The 18766-nt window shown below is 72.4% G+C and carries 16 protein-coding genes; 7 read left to right on the top strand and 9 right to left on the bottom strand.

Annotated features, from left to right (window positions below; all coding sequences use genetic code 11):
* Window positions 1–55: 55 nt before the first annotated feature.
* Window positions 56–1063 carry a non-homologous end-joining DNA ligase gene (gene ligD, locus ACTWPV_RS07815; protein ID WP_443151195.1) on the bottom strand — a complete coding sequence of 336 codons (1008 nt, stop codon included), beginning with the start codon at window positions 1061–1063 and terminating at the stop codon, window positions 56–58.
* A 326-nt stretch (window positions 1064–1389) separates the two neighbouring features.
* Between ligD and msrB the strand changes: the two genes are divergently transcribed.
* On the top strand, window positions 1390–1791 hold the full coding sequence (gene msrB / locus ACTWPV_RS07810) for a peptide-methionine (R)-S-oxide reductase MsrB (protein WP_443151194.1): 402 nt from the start codon (window positions 1390–1392) through the stop codon (window positions 1789–1791).
* A gap of 182 nt (window positions 1792–1973) precedes the next feature.
* Here msrB and ACTWPV_RS07805 read toward each other — a convergent pair whose 3' ends face one another.
* The 3 genes from ACTWPV_RS07805 to hemG form a co-directional block, all read right to left on the bottom strand.
* Window positions 1974–2915 (bottom strand): hypothetical protein, encoded by a 942-nt coding sequence (locus ACTWPV_RS07805; RefSeq protein WP_443151193.1) that lies wholly within the window; start codon window positions 2913–2915, stop codon window positions 1974–1976.
* A gap of 105 nt (window positions 2916–3020) precedes the next feature.
* A complete protein-coding gene (hemQ, locus tag ACTWPV_RS07800) occupies window positions 3021–3731 on the bottom strand; it encodes a hydrogen peroxide-dependent heme synthase (protein ID WP_443151192.1) in 711 nt (236 codons plus the stop codon).
* A complete protein-coding gene (gene hemG / locus ACTWPV_RS07795; RefSeq protein ID WP_443151191.1) occupies window positions 3728–5131 on the bottom strand; it encodes a protoporphyrinogen oxidase in 1404 nt (467 codons plus the stop codon). The genes hemQ and hemG overlap by 4 nt, the downstream gene beginning before the upstream one ends.
* A gap of 151 nt (window positions 5132–5282) precedes the next feature.
* Here hemG and ACTWPV_RS07790 point away from each other — a divergent pair, with 151 nt between their 5' ends.
* A complete protein-coding gene (locus ACTWPV_RS07790) occupies window positions 5283–6257 on the top strand; it encodes a DUF4349 domain-containing protein (RefSeq protein WP_443151190.1) in 975 nt (324 codons plus the stop codon).
* Window positions 6258–6289: 32 nt separating this feature from the next.
* Here ACTWPV_RS07790 and hemE read toward each other — a convergent pair whose 3' ends face one another.
* Complete coding sequence (gene hemE, locus ACTWPV_RS07785; RefSeq protein ID WP_443151189.1) at window positions 6290–7318, bottom strand: uroporphyrinogen decarboxylase; 1029 nt, start codon at window positions 7316–7318, stop codon at window positions 6290–6292.
* 740 nt (window positions 7319–8058) lie between these two features.
* Between hemE and ACTWPV_RS07780 the strand changes: the two genes are divergently transcribed.
* The 5 genes from ACTWPV_RS07780 (at window position 8059) to ACTWPV_RS07760 (ending at window position 13320) form a co-directional block, all read left to right on the top strand.
* On the top strand, window positions 8059–8640 hold the full coding sequence (locus ACTWPV_RS07780; protein ID WP_347646772.1) for a DUF3000 domain-containing protein: 582 nt from the start codon (window positions 8059–8061) through the stop codon (window positions 8638–8640).
* Window positions 8641–8751: 111 nt separating this feature from the next.
* A complete protein-coding gene (locus ACTWPV_RS07775; protein WP_347646773.1) occupies window positions 8752–9972 on the top strand; it encodes an HRDC domain-containing protein in 1221 nt (406 codons plus the stop codon).
* 140 nt (window positions 9973–10112) lie between these two features.
* On the top strand, window positions 10113–11258 hold the full coding sequence (locus ACTWPV_RS07770; protein WP_443151188.1) for a Gfo/Idh/MocA family protein: 1146 nt from the start codon (window positions 10113–10115) through the stop codon (window positions 11256–11258).
* The gene (locus tag ACTWPV_RS07765) at window positions 11255–12421 is read left to right on the top strand and encodes a dihydrodipicolinate synthase family protein (protein ID WP_443151187.1); all 1167 of its coding nucleotides are present in this window, start codon (window positions 11255–11257) and stop codon (window positions 12419–12421) included. Before ACTWPV_RS07770 ends, ACTWPV_RS07765 begins: the two co-directional genes overlap by 4 nt.
* On the top strand, window positions 12418–13320 hold the full coding sequence (locus ACTWPV_RS07760; protein ID WP_347646776.1) for a sugar phosphate isomerase/epimerase family protein: 903 nt from the start codon (window positions 12418–12420) through the stop codon (window positions 13318–13320). Before ACTWPV_RS07765 ends, ACTWPV_RS07760 begins: the two co-directional genes overlap by 4 nt.
* Before the next feature lie 62 nt (window positions 13321–13382).
* Here the strand turns inward: ACTWPV_RS07760 and ACTWPV_RS07755 are convergent, their stop codons facing one another.
* The 4 genes from ACTWPV_RS07755 to ACTWPV_RS07740 all read right to left on the bottom strand — a co-directional run bounded on the left by ACTWPV_RS07755 (window position 13383) and on the right by ACTWPV_RS07740 (window position 18754).
* Complete coding sequence (locus tag ACTWPV_RS07755) at window positions 13383–15983, bottom strand: PEP/pyruvate-binding domain-containing protein (RefSeq protein WP_443151186.1); 2601 nt, start codon at window positions 15981–15983, stop codon at window positions 13383–13385.
* A gap of 79 nt (window positions 15984–16062) precedes the next feature.
* Window positions 16063–16983 carry an alkaline phosphatase family protein gene (locus ACTWPV_RS07750; protein WP_443151185.1) on the bottom strand — a complete coding sequence of 307 codons (921 nt, stop codon included), beginning with the start codon at window positions 16981–16983 and terminating at the stop codon, window positions 16063–16065.
* Between the two features lie 8 nt (window positions 16984–16991).
* Complete coding sequence (locus tag ACTWPV_RS07745; protein WP_443151184.1) at window positions 16992–17765, bottom strand: sugar phosphate isomerase/epimerase family protein; 774 nt, start codon at window positions 17763–17765, stop codon at window positions 16992–16994.
* Entirely contained in the window at window positions 17762–18754 is a 993-nt protein-coding gene (locus tag ACTWPV_RS07740; protein ID WP_443151183.1) for a LacI family DNA-binding transcriptional regulator, read from the bottom strand. The genes ACTWPV_RS07745 and ACTWPV_RS07740 overlap by 4 nt, the downstream gene beginning before the upstream one ends.
* Between the last annotated feature and the right edge of the window lie 12 nt (window positions 18755–18766).

The raw sequence follows: 18766 nt of genomic DNA, 5'->3' as shown, positions 1-18766 counted from the left end.
CGCAGCCGGCCGACGTTCCCCTCCACGAGCCGGCCGCACGGCCTGGGCGCGTGCTCTATTCCTCCTTGCCGGACCTGGCCCGGCTCGGCTGCACCCGCATCGGCTCGCCGGGCATCTTGGGGTAGTTGGGCGGGTAGGGCATGTCGCCGCGGTCGTCCTGGGCGTAGAGGTCGAGCAGGGGCGCGAGGGAGTAGGCGCGGTCGTCGATGCCCGCGTGCACGTCGCCCAGTTCGGCGAAGCGGGCGGGCACCGTGCGGATGTCGAAGTCGCGCGGGTCGGCGTCGGCCAGCTCGTCCCAGGTGAGCGGCGTCGAGACGGGCGCGTGCGGCTGGGCCCTGACGGAGTAGGCGCTGGCCACCGTGCGGTCTCTGGCGTTCTGGTTGTAGTCGATGAACACCCGCTCGCCGCGCTCCTCCTTCCACCACGCCGTGGTCACCAGGCCGGGATCACGCTCCTCCACGGCCCTGGCCAGGGCGATGCCGGCGTGGCGCACCTGGATGAAGTCCCAGCGCGGCTCGATGCGCACGGCGATGTGGGCGCCGCGGTTGCCCGACGTCTTGACGAACCCGTCCATCCCCAGGTCGGCCAGCACCTCGCGGGTGAGGAGCGCGGCCTCGCGTGCCGCGTCGAACTCCAGCCCGGGCTGTGGGTCGAGGTCGATGCGCAGCTCGTCGGGGTGTTCGGTGTCGGCGGCGCGCACCTGCCACGGGTGGAAGTCGATGGTGCCGAGGTTGGCGCAGTAGGCGATGGCGGCCACCTCGGTGACCCGCAGCGACTGCGCCGTGCGCCCGCTCGGGAACGTCACCGTGACTGGCTGGAGCCAGTCGGGATGCCGGGGCGGCATGCGCTTCTGGTAGATCGCGTCGGTCTGCACGCCGTCGGGGTGGCGCTTCAGGTTGGTGGGCCGGTCCTGAAGCGCCCGCAGCGCTCCCTCCCCGACGCTCACGTAATATTCCACCAGCTCCCGCTTGGTGGCGCCGATCCCAGGAAAATAGACCTTGTCGGGGTTGGTGACCTTGACGGTCCGCTCCCCCACCTCGAGTTCTATGTACGGCGATGCCATGCCACAGAACCTACTCCCCTCCTCCGACAAGGCGGGGTGGGCCCGTCCCGGAGCCTCCTCGGTGGCGGGACCGAGGGCTCGACGGGACGGGCCGCCAGACCGTCCGCCGCCGTTCCGGGCGCTGGCGCGCCACCCGGCCGGCCGTGGCGATCCCCCGGCGGCGCCAGCACGGGCGTGGGCTGTGCCGCTCGGTGGGATCCGCGGACGATCTCACCCCTTGGCAGGAGGCGATGAACACCCCCTTGCCGACAAAGACGCGAATTCGCACCAGAAAGGATGCTTCCCCGGCGGAGATCTCTTTTTGCCGGAAGTCGTACTCTGGAGACATGGACAAGGTCGTCAAGAGCGAGGCCGAGTGGCGGGCCCAGTTGTCCCCCGAGGAGTACCAGGTCCTCAGGGAGTCCGGCACCGAGCGCCCGTTCACGGGGGAGTACGTCGACACCAAGGCCGAAGGGGTCTACTCGTGCCGCGCCTGCGGCGCCGAGCTCTTCCGGTCCGACACGAAGTTCGAGTCGCACTGCGGCTGGCCGAGCTTCTTCGAACCGTCCGCCTCCGAGGCGGTGAAGCTCATCGAGGACCGCAGCCTCGGGATGGTGCGCACAGAGGTGCGCTGCGCCCGGTGCGACTCGCACCTGGGGCACGTGTTCCACGGCGAGGGCTATGCGACGCCGACCGATGACCGGTACTGCATCAACTCGATCTCCCTTACCCTTGAACCCAAGGGGTGATCACATAACGACAGCGCGTGCTGATCGCCCGCACCGGGTAGGAGAATCGTGTGCGTGGTGTCCATCTTCGCCACCGCTGGGTGACGATCGAGACCATAGGACGCGTGGTGACGCAGCGGTGCGAGCGGTGCGCCAAGACGCGGGTGCGCGTGCGCTAGACCGGGCGCCGGCCCGCGCCCGGCTCAGCCCGGTGCCGGATGCGTGACCCGGCAGCTGGTGTCGGACGGCCCCAGGATGTTGGCCAGCACCGGGTTGCCGTTCTCTCCGAATTCCGCCTGCACGAACACCACGGGACGGGCCACCCCGCGGGCGCGCAGGTAGTCGAGGCCGCGTTCGCAGAGCGTCAGTGCGGTGGCGGAGTTGCCGGCTGACTCCGGCAGATCCGTGTAGATCCGCAGATATCCGCCGACCGTGCGGATGTCCTTGAGCCGCTTCAGCGCCTTGTCGCCGGCTCCCCAGCGCGTACGGAAGAACTCCGCCGCCTCGCGGTCCGTGTGCCGCGACGGCCCGTCGGCCCGGTAACCGGCGACGTCACCGGGGTCGGGACCGCCCGCCGGCAGGTCATCCGGGTCGGTCGCGCCCGACACCAGCCCGGGCTCGGCCCCAGAGCTCGCGCCGGTCGCGCCCGCCTCCCGCGCCGGCCCTCCGCCGGTGGTTCTGGGCGGCGCGGGCCTGCGCACCTCGCGCGCCCTGGCCCGCGCACCGGCGTCCGCCCTCTCCTCCGCGCCGGCCCTGCCGGGCGACTCCGGCGAGCCGTTCACGCGCGCGCCGCCGCTGGGCAGGGCCGGCCCGGCTCCCGCCGCGGCGGGACGCCCGTCGGTGGTGGCGGCGGTCAGCACGCCGCCGACGGTCCCGTTGACGCCGAGCACCGCCGCCGCCCCGGCCAGCGCGATCGCACCCACCAGCAGCCCGCGCCTGCGGGTGCCGCGCCGTCCGCGCAGCCCTCGCCGGCGGGCCGCCGCCCGCCCGCGAACCCGCCGCGCGCGCCCCAGCGCATGACCAACCGCCGCATGACGACCGGTCGCGCGCCGGCCGGGCCTGCCCGACTCGTCCACCCCGCCTCCCTGCCCGGACCCGTACGGGCCCGCGGTTGGAACGTGCCAGCCCTGTACGGGACCGCGCACGCCCGACGAACTAGGGATTTCCCTGATTGTGACAAGGCGGGCCGATCAAAACAGTTGGATCGCCGACTCGGGTCTTGATCTTTTGCAGCGGGACGGCGGCGCGCGTCAGGGGAGGGCGGCGACGAGTTCCTGCACCGGCTTGCGGGCGCCGGTGTAGAAGGGGATCTCGACCCGGGTGTGCCGGCGGGCCTGCGCGCCGCGCAGCGTCCGCATCAGGTCGACGATCCTGTGCAGCTCGTCGGCCTCGAACGCCAGCATCCACTCGTAGTCGTTGAGCGAGAAGCACGCCACCGTGTTGGCCCGCACGTCGGGGTAGTCGCGCGCCATCCTGCCGTGCTCGGCCAGCATCGCCCGGCGCTCGGAGTCTTCGAGGAGGTACCACTCGTAGGAGCGGACGAACGGGTAGACGCTCACGTAGGCGCGCGGCTCCTCCTCGGCGAGGAAGGCCGGGATGTGCGACTTGTTGAACTCGGCCGGCCGGTGCAGCGCCATCGCCGACCAGACGGGCCTGCTGTGCCGGCCCAGCGTGGTGCGGCGGAACCGGGCGTAGACGTCCTGGAGGTCCTCGGGCGTGGGCGCGTGCCACCAGAACATGTAGTCGGCGTCGGCCCTGAACCCCGCCACGTCGTAGACCCCCCTGGTCACGACGTCCTTCCCGGCTGCCTGGTCGAGCAGCTCGGTGACCTCCCGCGCGAGGCCGTCGCGGTCGCTCGGGCACGGTTCGGCCGCCTGGAAGACCGACCACATCGTGTAACGGATCACCTGGTTGAGATCGCGGGCCTTGAGCCGCGCGGCGCCCTCTGTCATGGTGTTCATTCTCCTCGTAGCGACAGGTGGTCCAGAATCTGGGCGGCCGCCGTACGCGCGGCGCCGATGCATGCCGGGATGCCGATGCCGTCGTAGGCCGCGCCGCACACGGCCAGCCCCGGCTGCCCGGCCACCGCGGAACGCACCTTGGCCACCCGGTCGAGGTGGCCCACGTTGTACTGCGGCAGCGCCCCGCCCCAGCGCGTCACCCGGCTGTCCACGGGCAGCCCGCGCACGCCCATCACCTCGCCCATCTCGGCCATGGCCAGCGACACCAGCTCGGCGTCCTCGCGGTGAAGCAGGTGCTCCTCGCCGATCCTGCCGATCGAGCAGCGCAGGATCACCAGGTCTCTGGCCAGGTGAGGCCACTTCACCGAGCTGAACGTGACCGCCTTGACCGGCCGGCCCTCCGCGGGCGGCACCAGATAGCCGCTGACGGCGGGCGGCTCGGGAAAGGCGTCGACCGGGTAGGCGAGCGTGACGATGGCCATGCTGGCGTAGTCGATCCTGGCCAGCTCGGTCGCCGCCTTGGGCGCCTCGTCCTTGAGCAGCCGGCTCGCGGCGGGCCCGGGCACGGCCACGATCACCGCGTCCGCCTCGATGGTCTCGGGCCTCGGCACGGGGCCCGTCACGAGCCGCCAGCCGTGCTCTGTCCTGTGCAGCTCGCGGGCGGTCACTCCGGTCCTGACGTCGGCGCCGGACGCCTTGGCGACCGCCTCGGGCAGGCCGCCGACACCGTTCTTGAGCGAGGTGAAGACGGGCCCCGCGTCCTTCGGCGCGTCCTCGACGAGCTGCCGGGCCGCGGACAGCAGCGAGCGCTCAGAGCGTGCCACGGCCGCCACGCGCGGCATCGTGGCCTCCAGCGACAACATGTCGGAACGGCCCGCGTAGACGCCGCCGAGCAGCGGCTCGACCAGCCGCTCCACGACCTCCGAACCCATCCTGGCGCGGATGTAGGCGGCCACCGACACGTCGGTGCGCACCAGGGTGGGCGGCAGGAACTGGTCGAGCGGCACGCGCAGCAGCCCGCCGGGCGAGACGATGCCGGACCTCGCCAGCTCGGTCAGGTCGGACGGCACGCCCATGACCTGGCCCTTCGGCAGGTGACGGAGCGTGCCCCTGGTGTAGACGGCCGAACGCGTCGTGCCGGGGAACACCAGCTCCTCCCCTAGCCCGACCGCCCTGGCCAGCTCGGCGCCCTCGGGCCGGCGGGCCAGCATGGCCTCCGCTCCCGCGTCGACGCTCACCCCGGCGACCTCCGAGGCGTACAGCTTGCCGCCGATGCGCGGTGAACCCTCGAGGACCGTCACCTTCACCCGCTCGCCCGCGCCCTGGCGGAGGTGCCACGCGGCGGCCAGACCGGAGATCCCGCCGCCGACCACCACCACGTGCGCCCGATTCCCTTCCACGCCTCCCGACGCTACCGCCTCACAACGCCGCCCACCCGCCCGGGTCGCCCACCTGACCGAGCCCGCCTCCACGCAGTGGAGGCCATGAGCTCGATGCCGGACCGTGATTTGCGCCGTCAAACCGGGGTGATCCGGAAGCCGTCATAAGGGCATGAGACGAATGCGGTACGGCATCGCGTTATCGGCGGCCTGCGCCGTCACGCTCCTGGGAGGCTGCGCCGGCGGCGGCCGCCTGTCGGCCGGCGAGCCGGCCATGGACACCACGCAGGCGCGGTCCGAGCAGTACGGCGTCGGGCAGCCCAGGACCGAGGCGCAGTCCACCGAACAGCCCCGCGCGAAGGCGGACGGGGGCGGCGGGGACGGCGTCGTCTCCGGCGTCAAGGTGACCCGGCAGGAGCGGCAGGTCATCTACACCGGGAGCATGACCGTGCGCGCTGAGCGGGTCTCCACCGCCGTGCAGCAGGCCAAGCAGATCGTCACCGCGGCCGGCGGCCACCTGTCCAGGGAGGAGAGCAACTCGGCCGGCGCCACCAAGGACTCGGCCACGCTGGAGTTCAAGATCCCGCCGGCGAGGTACGCCGAGGTGACCGGCCGGCTCGGCAAGGACCTGGGCAGGCAGCTGTCCATGAACCAGGCCACCCAGGACGTCACGCTCCAGGTGGCTGACGTGGAGAGCCGGCTCAAGTCGGCGGAGCAGTCGCTGGAGTCGCTGCGTACGCTGCTGAAGAAGGCCGAGACGATCGGCCAGGTGCTGCAGGTCGAGCGGGAGATCTCCGATCGCGAGGCGGACCTGGAGTCGCTGCAGGCCCAGCAGAAGGAGCTGGCCGCGCAGGTCGCGATGGCGACGTTGACGCTCCGGCTGGTGGGGCCGGTGGCCACGGTGACCGACCCCGACGAGGAGCCGGCGGGCTTCTTCGGCGGGCTGAAGGCCGGGTGGGGCGCGCTGGTGTCGTTCGTGAAGGTGGCGCTCACGATGCTCGGTGCGGTGCTGCCGTGGGTGGTCGTCTCGCTGCCGCTGCTCGCCCTGGTGATCTATCTGGTACGCCGTGACCGCGCCGCCCGTTCCCTGGTCGCGTCTGCTCCCCCGGGCCGGAAACCGGGCGGCCCGGGCCCCACAACCGTCTGAGCACCGGCACAGGGCGATGCGCGGGCCAGGGGTCAGGCCGGGGCGCCGGCTTCGTGGACGAGGTCGGTCAGGCGCTTGAGCTGGTCGGGGTCGGTCGAGGGCAGGACGCCGTGGCCGAGGTTGAAGACGTGCCCCTCGGCCGCCCGGCCGCGCCGCAGCACGTCGCGGGCCCTGCGTTCGGCCACGTCCCACGGCGCCAGCAGGACGGCCGGGTCGAGGTTGCCCTGCAGCGCCTTACCGGGGCCGACCCGGCGGGCCGCCTCGTCGAGCGGCACCCTCCAGTCGACCCCGACCACGTCGGCGCCCGCCTCGCCCAGCACGCCCAGCAGCTCGCCCGTGCCCACACCGAAGTGGATGCGCGGCACGTCCTGGACGCCTTCGAGGATGCGCCGGGTGTGGGGCAGGACGAACTCGCGGTAGTCGTCCGGCGCCACCGCCCCCACCCAGGAGTCGAAGAGCTGCACGGCGGAGGCGCCGGCCGCGACCTGGATGCGCAGGTGTTCCAGGACGATGGCGGACAGGCGCTCCATGAGGGCGTGCCACAGCTCGGGCGCGCCGTACATCATGGCTTTGGTCCTGTCGTGGTTCTTCGACGGGCCGCCCTCGATCAGGTAGGAGCCGAGGGTGAACGGCGCGCCCGCGAAGCCGATCAGCGGCGTGCCGCCCAGCTCTCCGGTGAGCGCCTGGATGGCCTCGGTGACGTACGGCACGTCGCCGGGCTCCAGCGGGCGCAGCGCGTCGAGGCCCTTGGCGTCGCGGATCGGGTCGGCCACGACCGGGCCGACGCCCGGCTTGATGTCGAGGTCGATGCCGACGGCCTTGAGGGGGACGACGATGTCGCTGAAGAAGATGGCCGCGTCCACGCCGTAACGGCGGACCGGCTGCATGGTGATCTCGACGATCAGCTCGGGCGTCGCGCACGCGGTGAGCATGGGCACGCCCTCGCGGACCTTGAGGTATTCCGGCAGCGAGCGCCCGGCCTGGCGCATGTACCAGACCGGGGTGTGCGGAACGGGCTGGCGGCGGCAGGCACGCAGGAACGCTGAGTCGGCGAGGTTCACCCCACAAGCGTGCCACGCCGGGGCACCGGTCCCGCCAGCGGACGGGGTCCTGCGGCGGGCCATGGCCGCAGGCGGGGCCGCGTCATGTGACGGAGGCGGACAGGCGTCCGGGGCGGAAGCGGATCCGTGCCGGGCGAGGGAGGCGGAACGGTGTCCGGCGGCGGATTCCGCGGCGACACGAAGTGGCCGTGTCGGGAAAAACATCCATTGGACCTAGCAAATCATGATCAGATGGCCGGATGAAGGTTTACCCGTCTGCTCGGCGTCGGCGTCCCACACGGGTCGAACACACCCCATGCCCGCCCAGAGAGCCGGTCTCGACTGAGTTAAATGTTCGCCAAGCAACCGCGCGGCATCGATTCAGCGACCACTTTCGGGACACGCCGAGCGCGTTGCGGGGAATTGTCATCGGCTCATGCCAACGTCGGAGCCACAACCCGAAGAAAGGCCCCGCTTCGATGACTCGTGCGATGCCCGCGTTGTGGAGTTTCCCAGAGCGCCGCAGTGAGTGTTGCCCGTCCTGTGCCGGTGTGCGCCCGTTCGAGCAGCCTCCGTGTGCCGACGGGCACGAGCAGGGCGAGTGCCCCGAGTGGGCCTGCGCCGAGTGCGGCCACGCGATCCTTCTCGGCTCCGCCGAGTCCACCCGGCCCGTTCGCCAGCTCGTTACGGCGGCGGCTTGATCACCAAAGATGAGCACCCCCGTGGTCCCCTTCCGTCCGTCTTCGTCCTACGCTTCGGCTATGACACTCGGTGACCAGCCACCGCCTCCCGCCGAGTTCACCCGTGCGGCGGAGAGTCTGCGGTTGTCCGAGGTCCGGCCGGAGATCGAGCTCGAGGACCTGCCCGCGCCGCAGCGGCTGGCACCCTATTCCGCCGCCATCGGCGCGTCCGTCTACCGCGACGACGACGAGCTCGCGGTCGGCCGGCTGATCCTCCTCTACGACCCCGACGGCCAGCGCGGCTGGGAGGGCCCGTTCCGCCTGGTCGCCTACGTCAGGGCCGACATGGAGCCCGAGATCACCTCCGACCCGCTGCTCGGGCCAGTGGCCTGGAGCTGGCTGACCGAGGCCCTCGACGCGCACCAGGCCGGCTATTCCGCCGCCGGCGGCACGGTGACGAGAGCCGTGTCCGAGGGGTTCGGCAACAAGGCCGACGACCCGGTCACGACCGAGCTCGAGCTGCGGGCGTCCTGGTCTCCCGCCCAGGAGGATCTCTCCGGCCATGTCGCCGCCTGGTGTGACCTGATGTGCCTGGCTGCGGGGATGCCGCCGCTCCCGCCCGACGTGGCCGCGCTGCCCCGCCGACATGACGACCAGACGTGATGCGTACTCCGACGCCGATCCGCCCGGGTACGCGCCACGTTTCCCTGTCTCGCTACGCTGGAATGCGTTTCCTCTCCGGCTGTGGGTCGGAGTAGCCACGGAAAAGGTCGAATGACAGAAGAACGCACAGTCGAGCCGCTGCTCGAACCCCGCGAGGGCATCCCGCCGGTCATCGCGGACGCGGCAGGGCTGGCCACGGTCGTGGCGCGGTTCGCCGCGGGAGGCGGCCCCGTCGCCGTCGACGCCGAGCGGGCCTCCGGCTACCGCTACGGCAACCGCGCCTACCTGGTGCAGCTGCGCAGGGCCGGCGCCGGCTCCGCGCTGATCGACCCGGTCGGCTGCCCCGATCTTTCCGCCCTCGACCAGGCCGTGGCCGACGCGGAGATCGTGCTGCACGCCGCCTCCCAGGACCTGCCGTGCCTCATGGAGCTGGGGTTCAGGCCGCGGGAGATGTTCGACACCGAGCTGGCCGGGCGGCTGCTCGGCTACGAGCGGGTGGGCCTCGGCACGATGGTCGAGACCGTGCTCGGGCTGCGGCTGGAGAAGGGCCACTCGGCGGCCGACTGGTCCACCAGGCCGTTGCCGGAAGACTGGCTGCGCTACGCCGCGCTCGACGTGGAGGTGCTGGTCGAGCTCCGCGACGTGCTCCACGAGCAGCTGGCGGAGAGCGGGAAGCTGGAGTGGGCGCGCGAGGAGTTCGCCGCCGTGCTCAACACCCCGCCGCCGGTGCCGCGGTCCGACCCGTGGCGCCGCACGTCGGGCATCCACAAGGTGCGCAACGTACGCGCGCTGGCCATCGTGCGCGAGTTGTGGACCATGCGCGATCGCATCGCGCGCGAGGCCGACCTGGCGCCCGGCAGGGTGCTGCCCGATACCGCCATCGTCACCGCGGCGCTCGAAGGGCCCCGTACCAAGAAGGCATTGACCGAAATTTCGGCATTCACCGGGCGAAGCGCGCGACGGCACATGAGCGACTGGCTCGCCGCGGTGGCCAGGGCCCGCGCGCTGCCCGACAGCCAGCTCCCCCAGCCGAGCACACCAGGCGACGGGCCGCCACCGCCCAACCGGTGGGCCGACCGTGACCCGGCCGCCGCCAAGCGGCTGGCGGCGGCACGGGCGGTGGTGTCCGCGCTGGCCGACGAGTTCCACATGCCGACGGAGAACCTGCTGCAACCCGACGCCGTCCGCAGACTGACCTGGGAGCCGCCGGCCGAGATCACCGACGAGAGCGTGACCGCGCGGTTGCGCGAGCTCGGGGCTCGCGAGTGGCAGCTGTCGCTCGCCGCCCACCCCATCGCCAAGGCGCTGGCCAGGCTGGAGCCGCGCGGCTAGCGCCGAGCACGGCGGCCTCCGCGCGGGGCCGCCACCCGGTGTGCGGGCCTCCTGACGGCCCGCGCCACTTGACGCCCTGGGCCGCACGGCCGTACGGTTCGGGAAAGCGCTTTCCATCCGTTTGTCCTGAAGGGATCTTCATGAGCGTGCGCACCATAGGCGTCGTGATGAACGGCGTCACCGGACGGATGGGCTATCGCCAGCATTTGGTCCGTTCCGTTCTGGCCATCAACGAGCAGGGCGGCGTCGCGCTCTCGGACGGCGGAAAGGTCAAGCTCAAGCCCATCCTGGTCGGACGTAATGCCGACAAACTTGCAGATATTGCTACTAAGCACGACATTTCGGATTTCACTACAGAACTGGACGCGGCCCTCGCCGACGACGGCAACCTCATTTACTTCGACGCCCAGGTCACCAGCGCGCGCGTCAAATCCGTGCTCAAGGCCATCGAGGCGGGCAAGCACATCTACGCGGAGAAGCCGACGGCCGAGTCCACGCAGGAGGCGGTCGCGCTGGCCGAGGCCGCCGCGGCCAAGGGCGTCAAGAACGGCGTCGTGCAGGACAAGCTGTTCCTCCCCGGCCTGCTCAAGCTGAAGCGGCTGATCGACGGCGGCTTCTTCGGCCGGATCCTGTCGGTGCGCGGCGAGTTCGGCTACTGGGTGTTCGAGGGCGACTGGCAGGAGGCGCAGCGGCCGTCGTGGAACTACCGGGCCGAGGACGGCGGCGGCATCGTGCTCGACATGTTCCCGCACTGGCACTACGTCATGGAGAACCTGTTCGGCAGGGTCCAGTCGGTCTACGCCAGGGCGGTGACGCACATCCCCGCCCGCGTGGACGAGCAGGGCGCCACGTACCAGGCCACCGCGGACGACGCCGCGTACGGGATCTTCGAGCTTGAAGGCGGCGTCATCGCGCAGATCAACTCCTCGTGGGCAGTCCGGGTGAACCGGGACGAACTAGTGGAGTTCCAGGTGGACGGCACGCACGGCAGCGCCGTGGCGGGCCTGCGCAACTGCCGCGTGCAGCACCGCTCCGCCACCCCCAAGCCCGTCTGGAACCCCGACCTGCCGGCCACGGCGCGCTTCCGCGACGGCTGGCAGGAGGTGCCGGACAACGCCGAGTTCGACAACGGGTTCAAGGTCCAGTGGGAGGCGTTCGTCCGGCACGTGGTGGAGGACGCGCCCTTCCCCAACGACTTCGCCTCGGGCGCCCGCGGCGTGCAGCTCGCCGAGCTGGGGCTGCGTTCCCACGCCGAGGGCCGCAGGATCGAGGTGCCGCAGCCGTGAGGATCGACCTGCCCGGCACCGGGGCGTACACGCTGAACGAGCGGACGGCCTGGCCGGTGCCGGACGCCCCGGCCACCAGCCGCGTCGTGTACGCCGCCGCACACGTGGTGGCCGACCCACTGGGCGACAACACGCCCGGCTCCCCCGCGGCCGTCGACTGGGACGCCACCTTGCGTTTCCGCCGCCACCTGTGGTCGTACGGCCTGCGCGTCGCGGACGCCATGGACACCGCCCAGCGCAACATGGGCCTGGACTGGGCCGCGACCAAGGAGCTCATCCGGCGCAGCGCGGCCGAGGCGCGTACGGTCGGCGACCCCGCGACGCTGGTCTCCTGCGGCGCGGGCACCGACCACGCGCCCCGGGCCGCCGACCTGAACACGATCACGGCCGCGTACGCCGAGCAGATCGAGACCGTGCAGTCCGCCGGCGCCGGCGTCATCATCATGGCCTCCCGCCAGCTCGCGAGAGCCGCGACCGGCCCCAAGGACTACCACCAGGTGTACGGCAAGCTGTTCGGCCTGGTGGACCGGCCGGTGATCCTGCACTGGCTGGGCGAGATGTTCGACCCGCACCTGGCCGGCTACTGGGGCGCCCCTGACGTGGCGGCGGCGACCGAGTCGTTCCTGGAGCTCGTCCACGCCCACGCGCCCATGGTGGACGGGGTGAAGGTGTCGCTGCTGGACGAGGAGCACGAGGTGGGGCTGCGCGCCGCGCTCCCCGACGGGGTCAAGCTCTACACCGGCGACGACTTCAACTACCCGTCGCTGATCAGGTCGGGCTCGCACGCGCTGCTCGGCATCTTCGACGCCATCGCCCCGGCGGCGGCCGCCGCGCTGCGGGTGCTCGACGCGGCCGAGGCCGCCGGCGACGACGCGGGCCGCGACCGGCTGCTGGCGTCGTACGACGAGATCCTGGCCCCGACCGTCCCCCTGTCCAGGAAGATCTTCGAGACGCCGACGTACCACTACAAGACCGGCATCGTCTTCCTGGCCTGGCTGAACGGTCACCAGGACGCGTTCGCCATGGTGAACGGCGCCCAGTCGGCCCGCTCGCTGCTCCACCTGTCGGAGGTGTTCCGCCTGGCCGACCAGGCCGGGCTGCTGGCCGACCAGGAGCTCGCCGTGCGCCGCATGAAGGCGCTGCTGGCGGTGAACGGGCTGTGAGCCTCTCACTCAACCAGCGGACGACGCAGCGCTGGACCGTGGCCGAAGCCGTGGACGGATGCGTACGGCACGGCCTGGAGGCTGTCGGGCTGTGGCGGGAGAACGTCGCCGAGCAGGGCCTCGCGGAGAGCGTGAAGCTGGTACGGGCGGCCGGGCTGCGCGTGTCGTCGTTGTGCCGGGGCGGCTTCATGACGGCCGGCGGGCTGCCGGGCGACGAGGGCCGCCGTGCCTTCGCCCGCGCGCTCGACGACAACCGGCGGGCCATCGACGAGGCGGCGGAACTGGGGGCGGCCTGCCTGGTGATGGTGGTGGGCGGCCTGCCGGGGGTGACACCGGGCGAGCCGTTGCCACCCGGCCGCGCGGGCGCGCGCGGTGTGGCGGCGGGCGGGTTCTCGCGGGATCTGGCCGGGGCGCGGGAGCGGGTGGCCGAGGCGCTGGCGGAGCTGGCCCCCTACGCCGGGGAGCGGGGGGTCAAGCTGGCTCTCGAGCCCCTCCACCCCGTCTACTGTCCCGACCGGGCCGTCCTGTCCACTCTCGGTCAGGCGCTCGACCTGAGCCTGGCCTACCCGGAGGAGCAGGTCGGCGTGGTGGTGGACACCTTCCACGTCTGGTGGGACCCGAGGTTGTTCGACGACATCGCCCGCGCGGGCCGCAGGATCGTGTCGTACCAGGTGTGCGACTACCTGCACCCGCTGCCCGCGGACGTGCTGCTCGGCCGGGGCATGATGGGCGACGGCGTGATCGACTTCCCGCCGATCACGCGGGCCGTCCTGGCCGCCGGATACACCGGCGACGTCGAGGTGGAGATCTTCAACGCCGACATCTGGGCCGCGGACCCCGACGAGGTGGTGGCCACGATGAAGGCCCGCTACGAGGACGTGGTGCAGGCCACCGGCTGAGCCGTGGGGGGGCGTGCCGCTCCTCGCGGGGGGACGGCACGGCTCCCGCTCGTACGGAGGCGTCAGGACGAGAGCGTCACGGTGCCCGCGGCGCCGTTCACGGTGATCTTCTGGCCGGTGGTGACGCGGTGGGTGGCGTCGGCGACGCCGACAACGGCCGGGATGCCGTATTCCCTGGCCACCACCGCGCCGTGCGACATCGAGCCGCCCATCTCCATGACGAGCCCGCTCGCCGTCAGGAACAGCGGCGTCCAGCCGGGGTCCGTCGAGGGGCAGACCAGGATCTCGCCCGGCTCCAGGTGCGCGCCGATCGGGTCCATCACCACCCTCGCCACGCCCGTGACGGTGCCCGCCGACGCGGCCGTGCCGGTCAGCGCGCCGCTGGACGCGGCGGGGGTGGCGAGCGCCTCGGGCTCGGTGCCGTCGGAGAGCAGCACCCTGGGCACGTGCCTGCGGCGCGACTCCCGTTCGTACGCCTCCCGCCGCTCCGCCACGAGCCCGCGCAGGTCGCCGCCGCCCAGAGCGGTCCTGGCCTCTCTCAGGTCGAGGAAGAACACGTCCCGCGCCGCGTCCAGCACCCCGAGGCCGACCAGGTGCTCCCCCACCTGCAGCAGGCTTTGCCGCACCCCGGCGAGGATCTTGACCACGTAGAACTTGGGCAGCTCGCGCAGCCCCGCGTACATGCGCGTGCGCCCGAGCGCGAACCGCACCACGGCGGCCCGCCACCGGCCCTTGCGTCCGGCCTCGGCGGCCACCCGGGCGATCTCCGCCTGCGCCTCCCGCGCGCCCTTGGCGAACAGGGCGGCGGGCGCGAGGGCGGTGTCGCCGTCCATGCGCAGGTAGTTGGCGACCACGCCGAGGATGTGCGCGGGCTCCTCCGACCAGCGGGGGACGCCGAGGTCGATCTCGGCGACGCCGCGATGGCCGTACGTGTCCAGGAATCTGGTGATCTCTCGCTGGGCGATGGGCGGGAGCGTCCCCGCTCGGTAGCGGCGGACCAGTTCCTCCACCGGCTCCGTCACGAACGGCTCGGGCTCGACGCGGGTGGACAGGTCCCACAGTTCCAGGTCCATCTCCGTGGTCGGGTTGTGCGGAACGCTGCGCAGGATGTCCTGCATGTCGCCGATCGGCACGCCGGAGAGCCTGGACGACAACGCGAACAGGCCGTAGCCCGTGATCGCGATCGGCATGATCGAGACGATGAGGGAGAACGCGCGGGAGAGCACGCGCTGGGCGTGGTCGAGGCGCTGCTCGGGGGTGGCCTCCGACGGCGGCGGCAGGCGCCGGTCGATCGCCTCGCCCACGCGGGCGGCGTACGCCAGGGCCCCGCCCGGCCTGGTCAGCGCGAGCAGCACCCGCGAGGGGGCGTGGACGCGGCGGGCGAAGCGGCGCAGGCCGCGGATCACCGGGCGGCGGGAGGTGTACGCCAGCGACAGCCGGGGATCCGTCACCAGCTGCTCGATAACCGGTCCTGTGCGCGCCTCGCCGAGTTGCAGCACGCGCGGCATGATGGCGCGGCCGGCCCTGCTGCGTACGGCGGTGGTGATGTCCATCCACAACCGCTGCCCCGACTCGGTCATCAGCGGAGGGCCGCCGAGGGGGTCGGCGGAGCCGTAGCCGAACAGCCCGGCCGCTCCCGAGGCGACCAGCTTGAGTGCCGACCGTCCCATGGGCGTGATCGGCCCCATGACGCCCTGGGCGACGTTGAAGGAGAAGTACGCCCGCAGCCCCGGTCCGGGGTTGTCCGGCAGCGGGTAGAGCGTGGTGATCGGGCGCGCCTGGGTGAGCCAGAGCCCGCCGTCGTGGCCGATGGCCCACTCGGTGTCCTGGGGGGCGCCGTAGTGGTCCTCGACGCGCGTGCCCAGCTCGGCCAGGGCGAGCACCTCGGCGTCGGTCAGGCAGAGTTCTCTCCCGCGTTCTCCGTCCGGAGCGTCGCCGGTGGTCTCGACGCGTTCGGTGCCGCCCCCGGGCAGCGCGCGGACGGCCAGCCGCTTGTCGCCCGCGCGGCGGTCGAGGATCTCGCCCCCGTGGACGACGAAGCGGTCGGGGTTCACGGCGCCGGAGACGACGGCCTCGCCGAGCCCGGGGGCCGCGTCGATGACGGACTCGCGCCGCCGGCCCGTCACCGGGTTGGCGGTGAACATGACGCCGGAAACGCGCGCGTCCACCATGGTCTGGACGACCACGGCGAGCCGCACGGCGGCGTGGTCGATGCCGTTCGACTCGCGGTAGGCGACGGCGCGGTCGGTCCAGAGCGAGGCCCAGCAGCGGCGTACGGCGTCGACCACCGCGTCCGCGCCCACCACGTTGAGGAAGGTGTCCTGCTGCCCGGCGAAGCTGGCGAACGGCAGGTCCTCGGCCGTGGCGGAGGAGCGCACGGCCACCGGCACGTCGTCGCCGAGCGCGGCGTACGCCTTCACGATCGTCTCGCGCACGGCGCCGGGCACCGGGGCTCGCAGCAGGTGGCTCCTGGCGCGCTCGGCGAGCCCGTCGCCGCTGGTCTCCAGGCCCTCGGCGACCTGGCGGTAGGCCTGCGTGGTCAGCACCCAGCCGGGTGGTACGGGCAGCCCCGCCCGGGTCAGCTCGCCGAGGTTGGCGGCCTTTCCGCCCACCACGGCGAGCATTCCCGCGTCGATCTCGGAGAAGTCGAGTGCCGTGTTCATCAGCTTCATCCCTGCCCTTCAGCATCCTGACACGAGTGTCACGCTTTCCCGGCAGAAATTCAACACTTGATGAAAGGCGTCACAATTCCAGCGGCTCACCGTCCAGGTTCCACGCGGAATCGACGGCCACGCCGAGCGAGGCGAGCACCGTAGGAGCCACGTCCACCAGCCGGGGACCGGCCAGGCCACGATGGGCAAGGCGCTCCCCCAGCCGGTTGGCGATCACGAACACCCTGCGTTCCTCCTCCGAGACACCGCCGTGACCGCCCTCGTCCACGTGACCGTGGTCAGTGGTGACGAGCACGGTCCAGCGCTCGCGCGCGTACGAGGGCCGGGCGCGGACGGTGTCGAGCAGGCGCCCCAGGTAGGCGTCCTGGACCTGGAGGGCGGCGGTGTACTCGGGACAGTGCGGGCCGAGATCGTGGGCCACGTCGTCGGTGTCGCCGAGGTAGACGAACACGGCGTCAGGGTCGGTCTCCGCCAGGTGCCGCTCGGCCGCGGCGGCGACCTGCCCGTCGGCCTCGGCCCAGCCGATCGCGTAGCCGTCGAGCACGAACCGGTGGTCGACCGCCGGGCCGAACGCGCCGTGCTCGGCGAGTGCCGCCCAGGAGAAGAAGGCAGCGGTGTCCAGCTCGGGGCGGGCCTTCTTCGCACGAGTCAGGAAGTCCGGAAATTTCCGGAATTGTGGTGCGGTGAAGCTGTTGTCTACGACGCCGTGCTTGTCGGGCCAGGCCCCGGTGGCGATGGACGACCAGCCGGGCCCCGAGTCCGTACGCGACCTGATCACCCGGTCGCCGGCCGCCGGCTCGGGGGCCTTGGGCACGACCTCGCCGGGCGACTCCGTACGCGGCGTGCCGGCCTCACCGTAGGGGAGCATGCTGGTGCCGTACGCGCCGGAGGCCATCAGCCCGGCCAGCACCGGCGCGCCCACGGCCTGGAGCCGGTCGAAGCGCAGGCCGTCCATCCCGACGACAAGCACTTTGTTCTGAGAAGGGGACATCCCCCCATCTAAGCGGTGAAACGTCGCACCCAGTCGGCCGCGCCCGGCAGGATCTCCTCGACCGGAGCCACCTGCGGATACCACGTGCGCTCCCACTCCAGCGACACCCAGCCGCCGTAGCCCGCGCCGCGCAGCAGCCCGCCGGCCTCGTCGAGCGGCACGGACCCGGTCCACAGGGGCACCGGCGTGGTGTCGCGGGCCGAGACCGCGTCCTTGAGCTGGACGTACGCGAGGTGGGGCCCGAACGCGGCGAGCGAGTCGGCCGGCGGCTCGCCGTTGCGCCAGGGGTGCAGCAGGTCCCACAGCGCGCCGGTGGTCCCGGGGCAGCCCGTCTCGGCGAGCAGGGCGGCCACGGCGGCGCCGGTGGCCATGTCATCGTGCGTCTCGACGAGTACGCGGCAGCCGAGGGCGCCCGCCGTACCGGAGACCGCTTGGAGCCTGCGGGCGCCGACGGCCGGATCGTCGCCACGAGGGAAGACGCGCACGCCGGGAGCGCCCACGTCGGCGGCGAGCCGCAGGTCGGCGAGGAGCGCCGCGACGACGGGTTCGTCCGGACCCGGCTCACAAACACCGACATAGCCAGCAAGGGCCGAGATTTCCAGGCCCGCCCGCTCCACCCGCTCCCGCACCGACCGCCGCTCCGCGGCGTCCAGGCCGGCGTGCACGCCGGTCTCGGGGTGCAGCCGCAACTCGAGCCCCTGGCAGCCGCCTCCGGCCGCGATCTCGATCGCCCTGTCGAGCCCTTCGCCGGGCATGCCCAGCGTGCTGACCGCCAGCCTCACGTCATCCTCCGCACGCTCTCCCGCAGCACGACCTCGCCCGCGACCTGCTCGACCACGACCGGATCTCCTTCACCCAGCGCCAGCTCCAGCGCCCGTGCCCCCATGTCCTTCAGCGGCAGGCGCACGGTCGTCAGAGCGGGCACGTGATCACGCAGCGTGACGATGTCGTCGAACCCGGCCACAGAGACGTCGTCTGGCACCCGGACGCCGCGCTCCCGATAGGCCGCGAGCGCCCCGACCGCCATCACGTCGTTGACCGCGAACACGCAGGTCACGTCGCCTGCCTGCGAGGCCGCGGCGTAGCCGCCGTCGCGGTCGAACGGCCCGTGGATCACCTGCGGCGCGGGCAGCCCCAGCTCCTCCAGCGCCTCGACGAACCCGGCACAGCGGTCGGCCGCCGTCACCAGGTGCGGGGGCCCTGCCAGCACCGCGAACCGCTTGTGCCCCAGCTCGGCCAGGGCCCGGGCCAGCTCGGCCGCGCCCCGCCGGTTGGCCGGCGCGACCGTGTCGACGCCGAGCAGGTCCTGGCCCACGCAGGCCGCCCGCCCGCCGCCCGCCTGGTATCGGGCCAGCTCGTCGCGCAGGCGTCCGGTGACGGCCGGGTCGGCCACGCGCGAGCCGACGAGCAGGACCGCCCTGACGCGCTGGGCGTTGAGCGTCGCCACGTAGGCGATCTCCTGCTCGGGATCACGATGCGTGGTGCCCACCATGACGAGCAGGCCTTCGGTGGCCGCAGCCCGCATGGCACCGTCGGCCAGGGCCGCGAAATAGGGGTCGGTCAGGTCGTGGACGACGATGCCGATGACGTTGCTCGCGCCGCGGGCCAGCGTCTGGGCCGCGATGTTGGCGCGGTAGCCCAGCTCGTCGGCCGCCTGCTCGACCCGCGCCCGCAGGGCCGCGCCGACCTGGCGGGTGCTGCCGTTGAGCACCCGCGAGGCGGTCGCCAGCGAGACGCCCGCCTGCTTGGCGACGTCTTCAAGCGTGACCACGAGACCTCCCAG

Source organism: Nonomuraea sp. KM88, from assembly GCF_052245635.1.
Taxonomy (GTDB): Bacteria; Actinomycetota; Actinomycetes; order Streptosporangiales; family Streptosporangiaceae; genus Nonomuraea.
This window is presented reverse-complemented; position numbering and strand designations above follow the sequence as displayed.

Bases quoted from the DNA above. Each gene is read 5' to 3' on its own strand.
- ligD (WP_443151195.1), bottom strand. From the start codon at position 1,063: ATGGCATCGCCGTACATAGAACTCGAGGTGGGGGAGCGGACCGTCAAG.
- msrB (WP_443151194.1), top strand. From the start codon at position 1,390: ATGGACAAGGTCGTCAAGAGCGAGGCCGAGTGGCGGGCCCAGTTGTCC.
- hemQ (WP_443151192.1), bottom strand. From the start codon at position 3,731: ATGAACACCATGACAGAGGGCGCCGCGCGGCTCAAGGCCCGCGATCTC.
- ACTWPV_RS07790 (WP_443151190.1), top strand. From the start codon at position 5,283: ATGAGACGAATGCGGTACGGCATCGCGTTATCGGCGGCCTGCGCCGTC.
- ACTWPV_RS07780 (WP_347646772.1), top strand. From the start codon at position 8,059: ATGACACTCGGTGACCAGCCACCGCCTCCCGCCGAGTTCACCCGTGCG.
- ACTWPV_RS07775 (WP_347646773.1), top strand. From the start codon at position 8,752: ATGACAGAAGAACGCACAGTCGAGCCGCTGCTCGAACCCCGCGAGGGC.
- ACTWPV_RS07770 (WP_443151188.1), top strand. From the start codon at position 10,113: ATGAGCGTGCGCACCATAGGCGTCGTGATGAACGGCGTCACCGGACGG.
- ACTWPV_RS07755 (WP_443151186.1), bottom strand. From the start codon at position 15,983: ATGAACACGGCACTCGACTTCTCCGAGATCGACGCGGGAATGCTCGCC.
- ACTWPV_RS07750 (WP_443151185.1), bottom strand. From the start codon at position 16,983: ATGTCCCCTTCTCAGAACAAAGTGCTTGTCGTCGGGATGGACGGCCTG.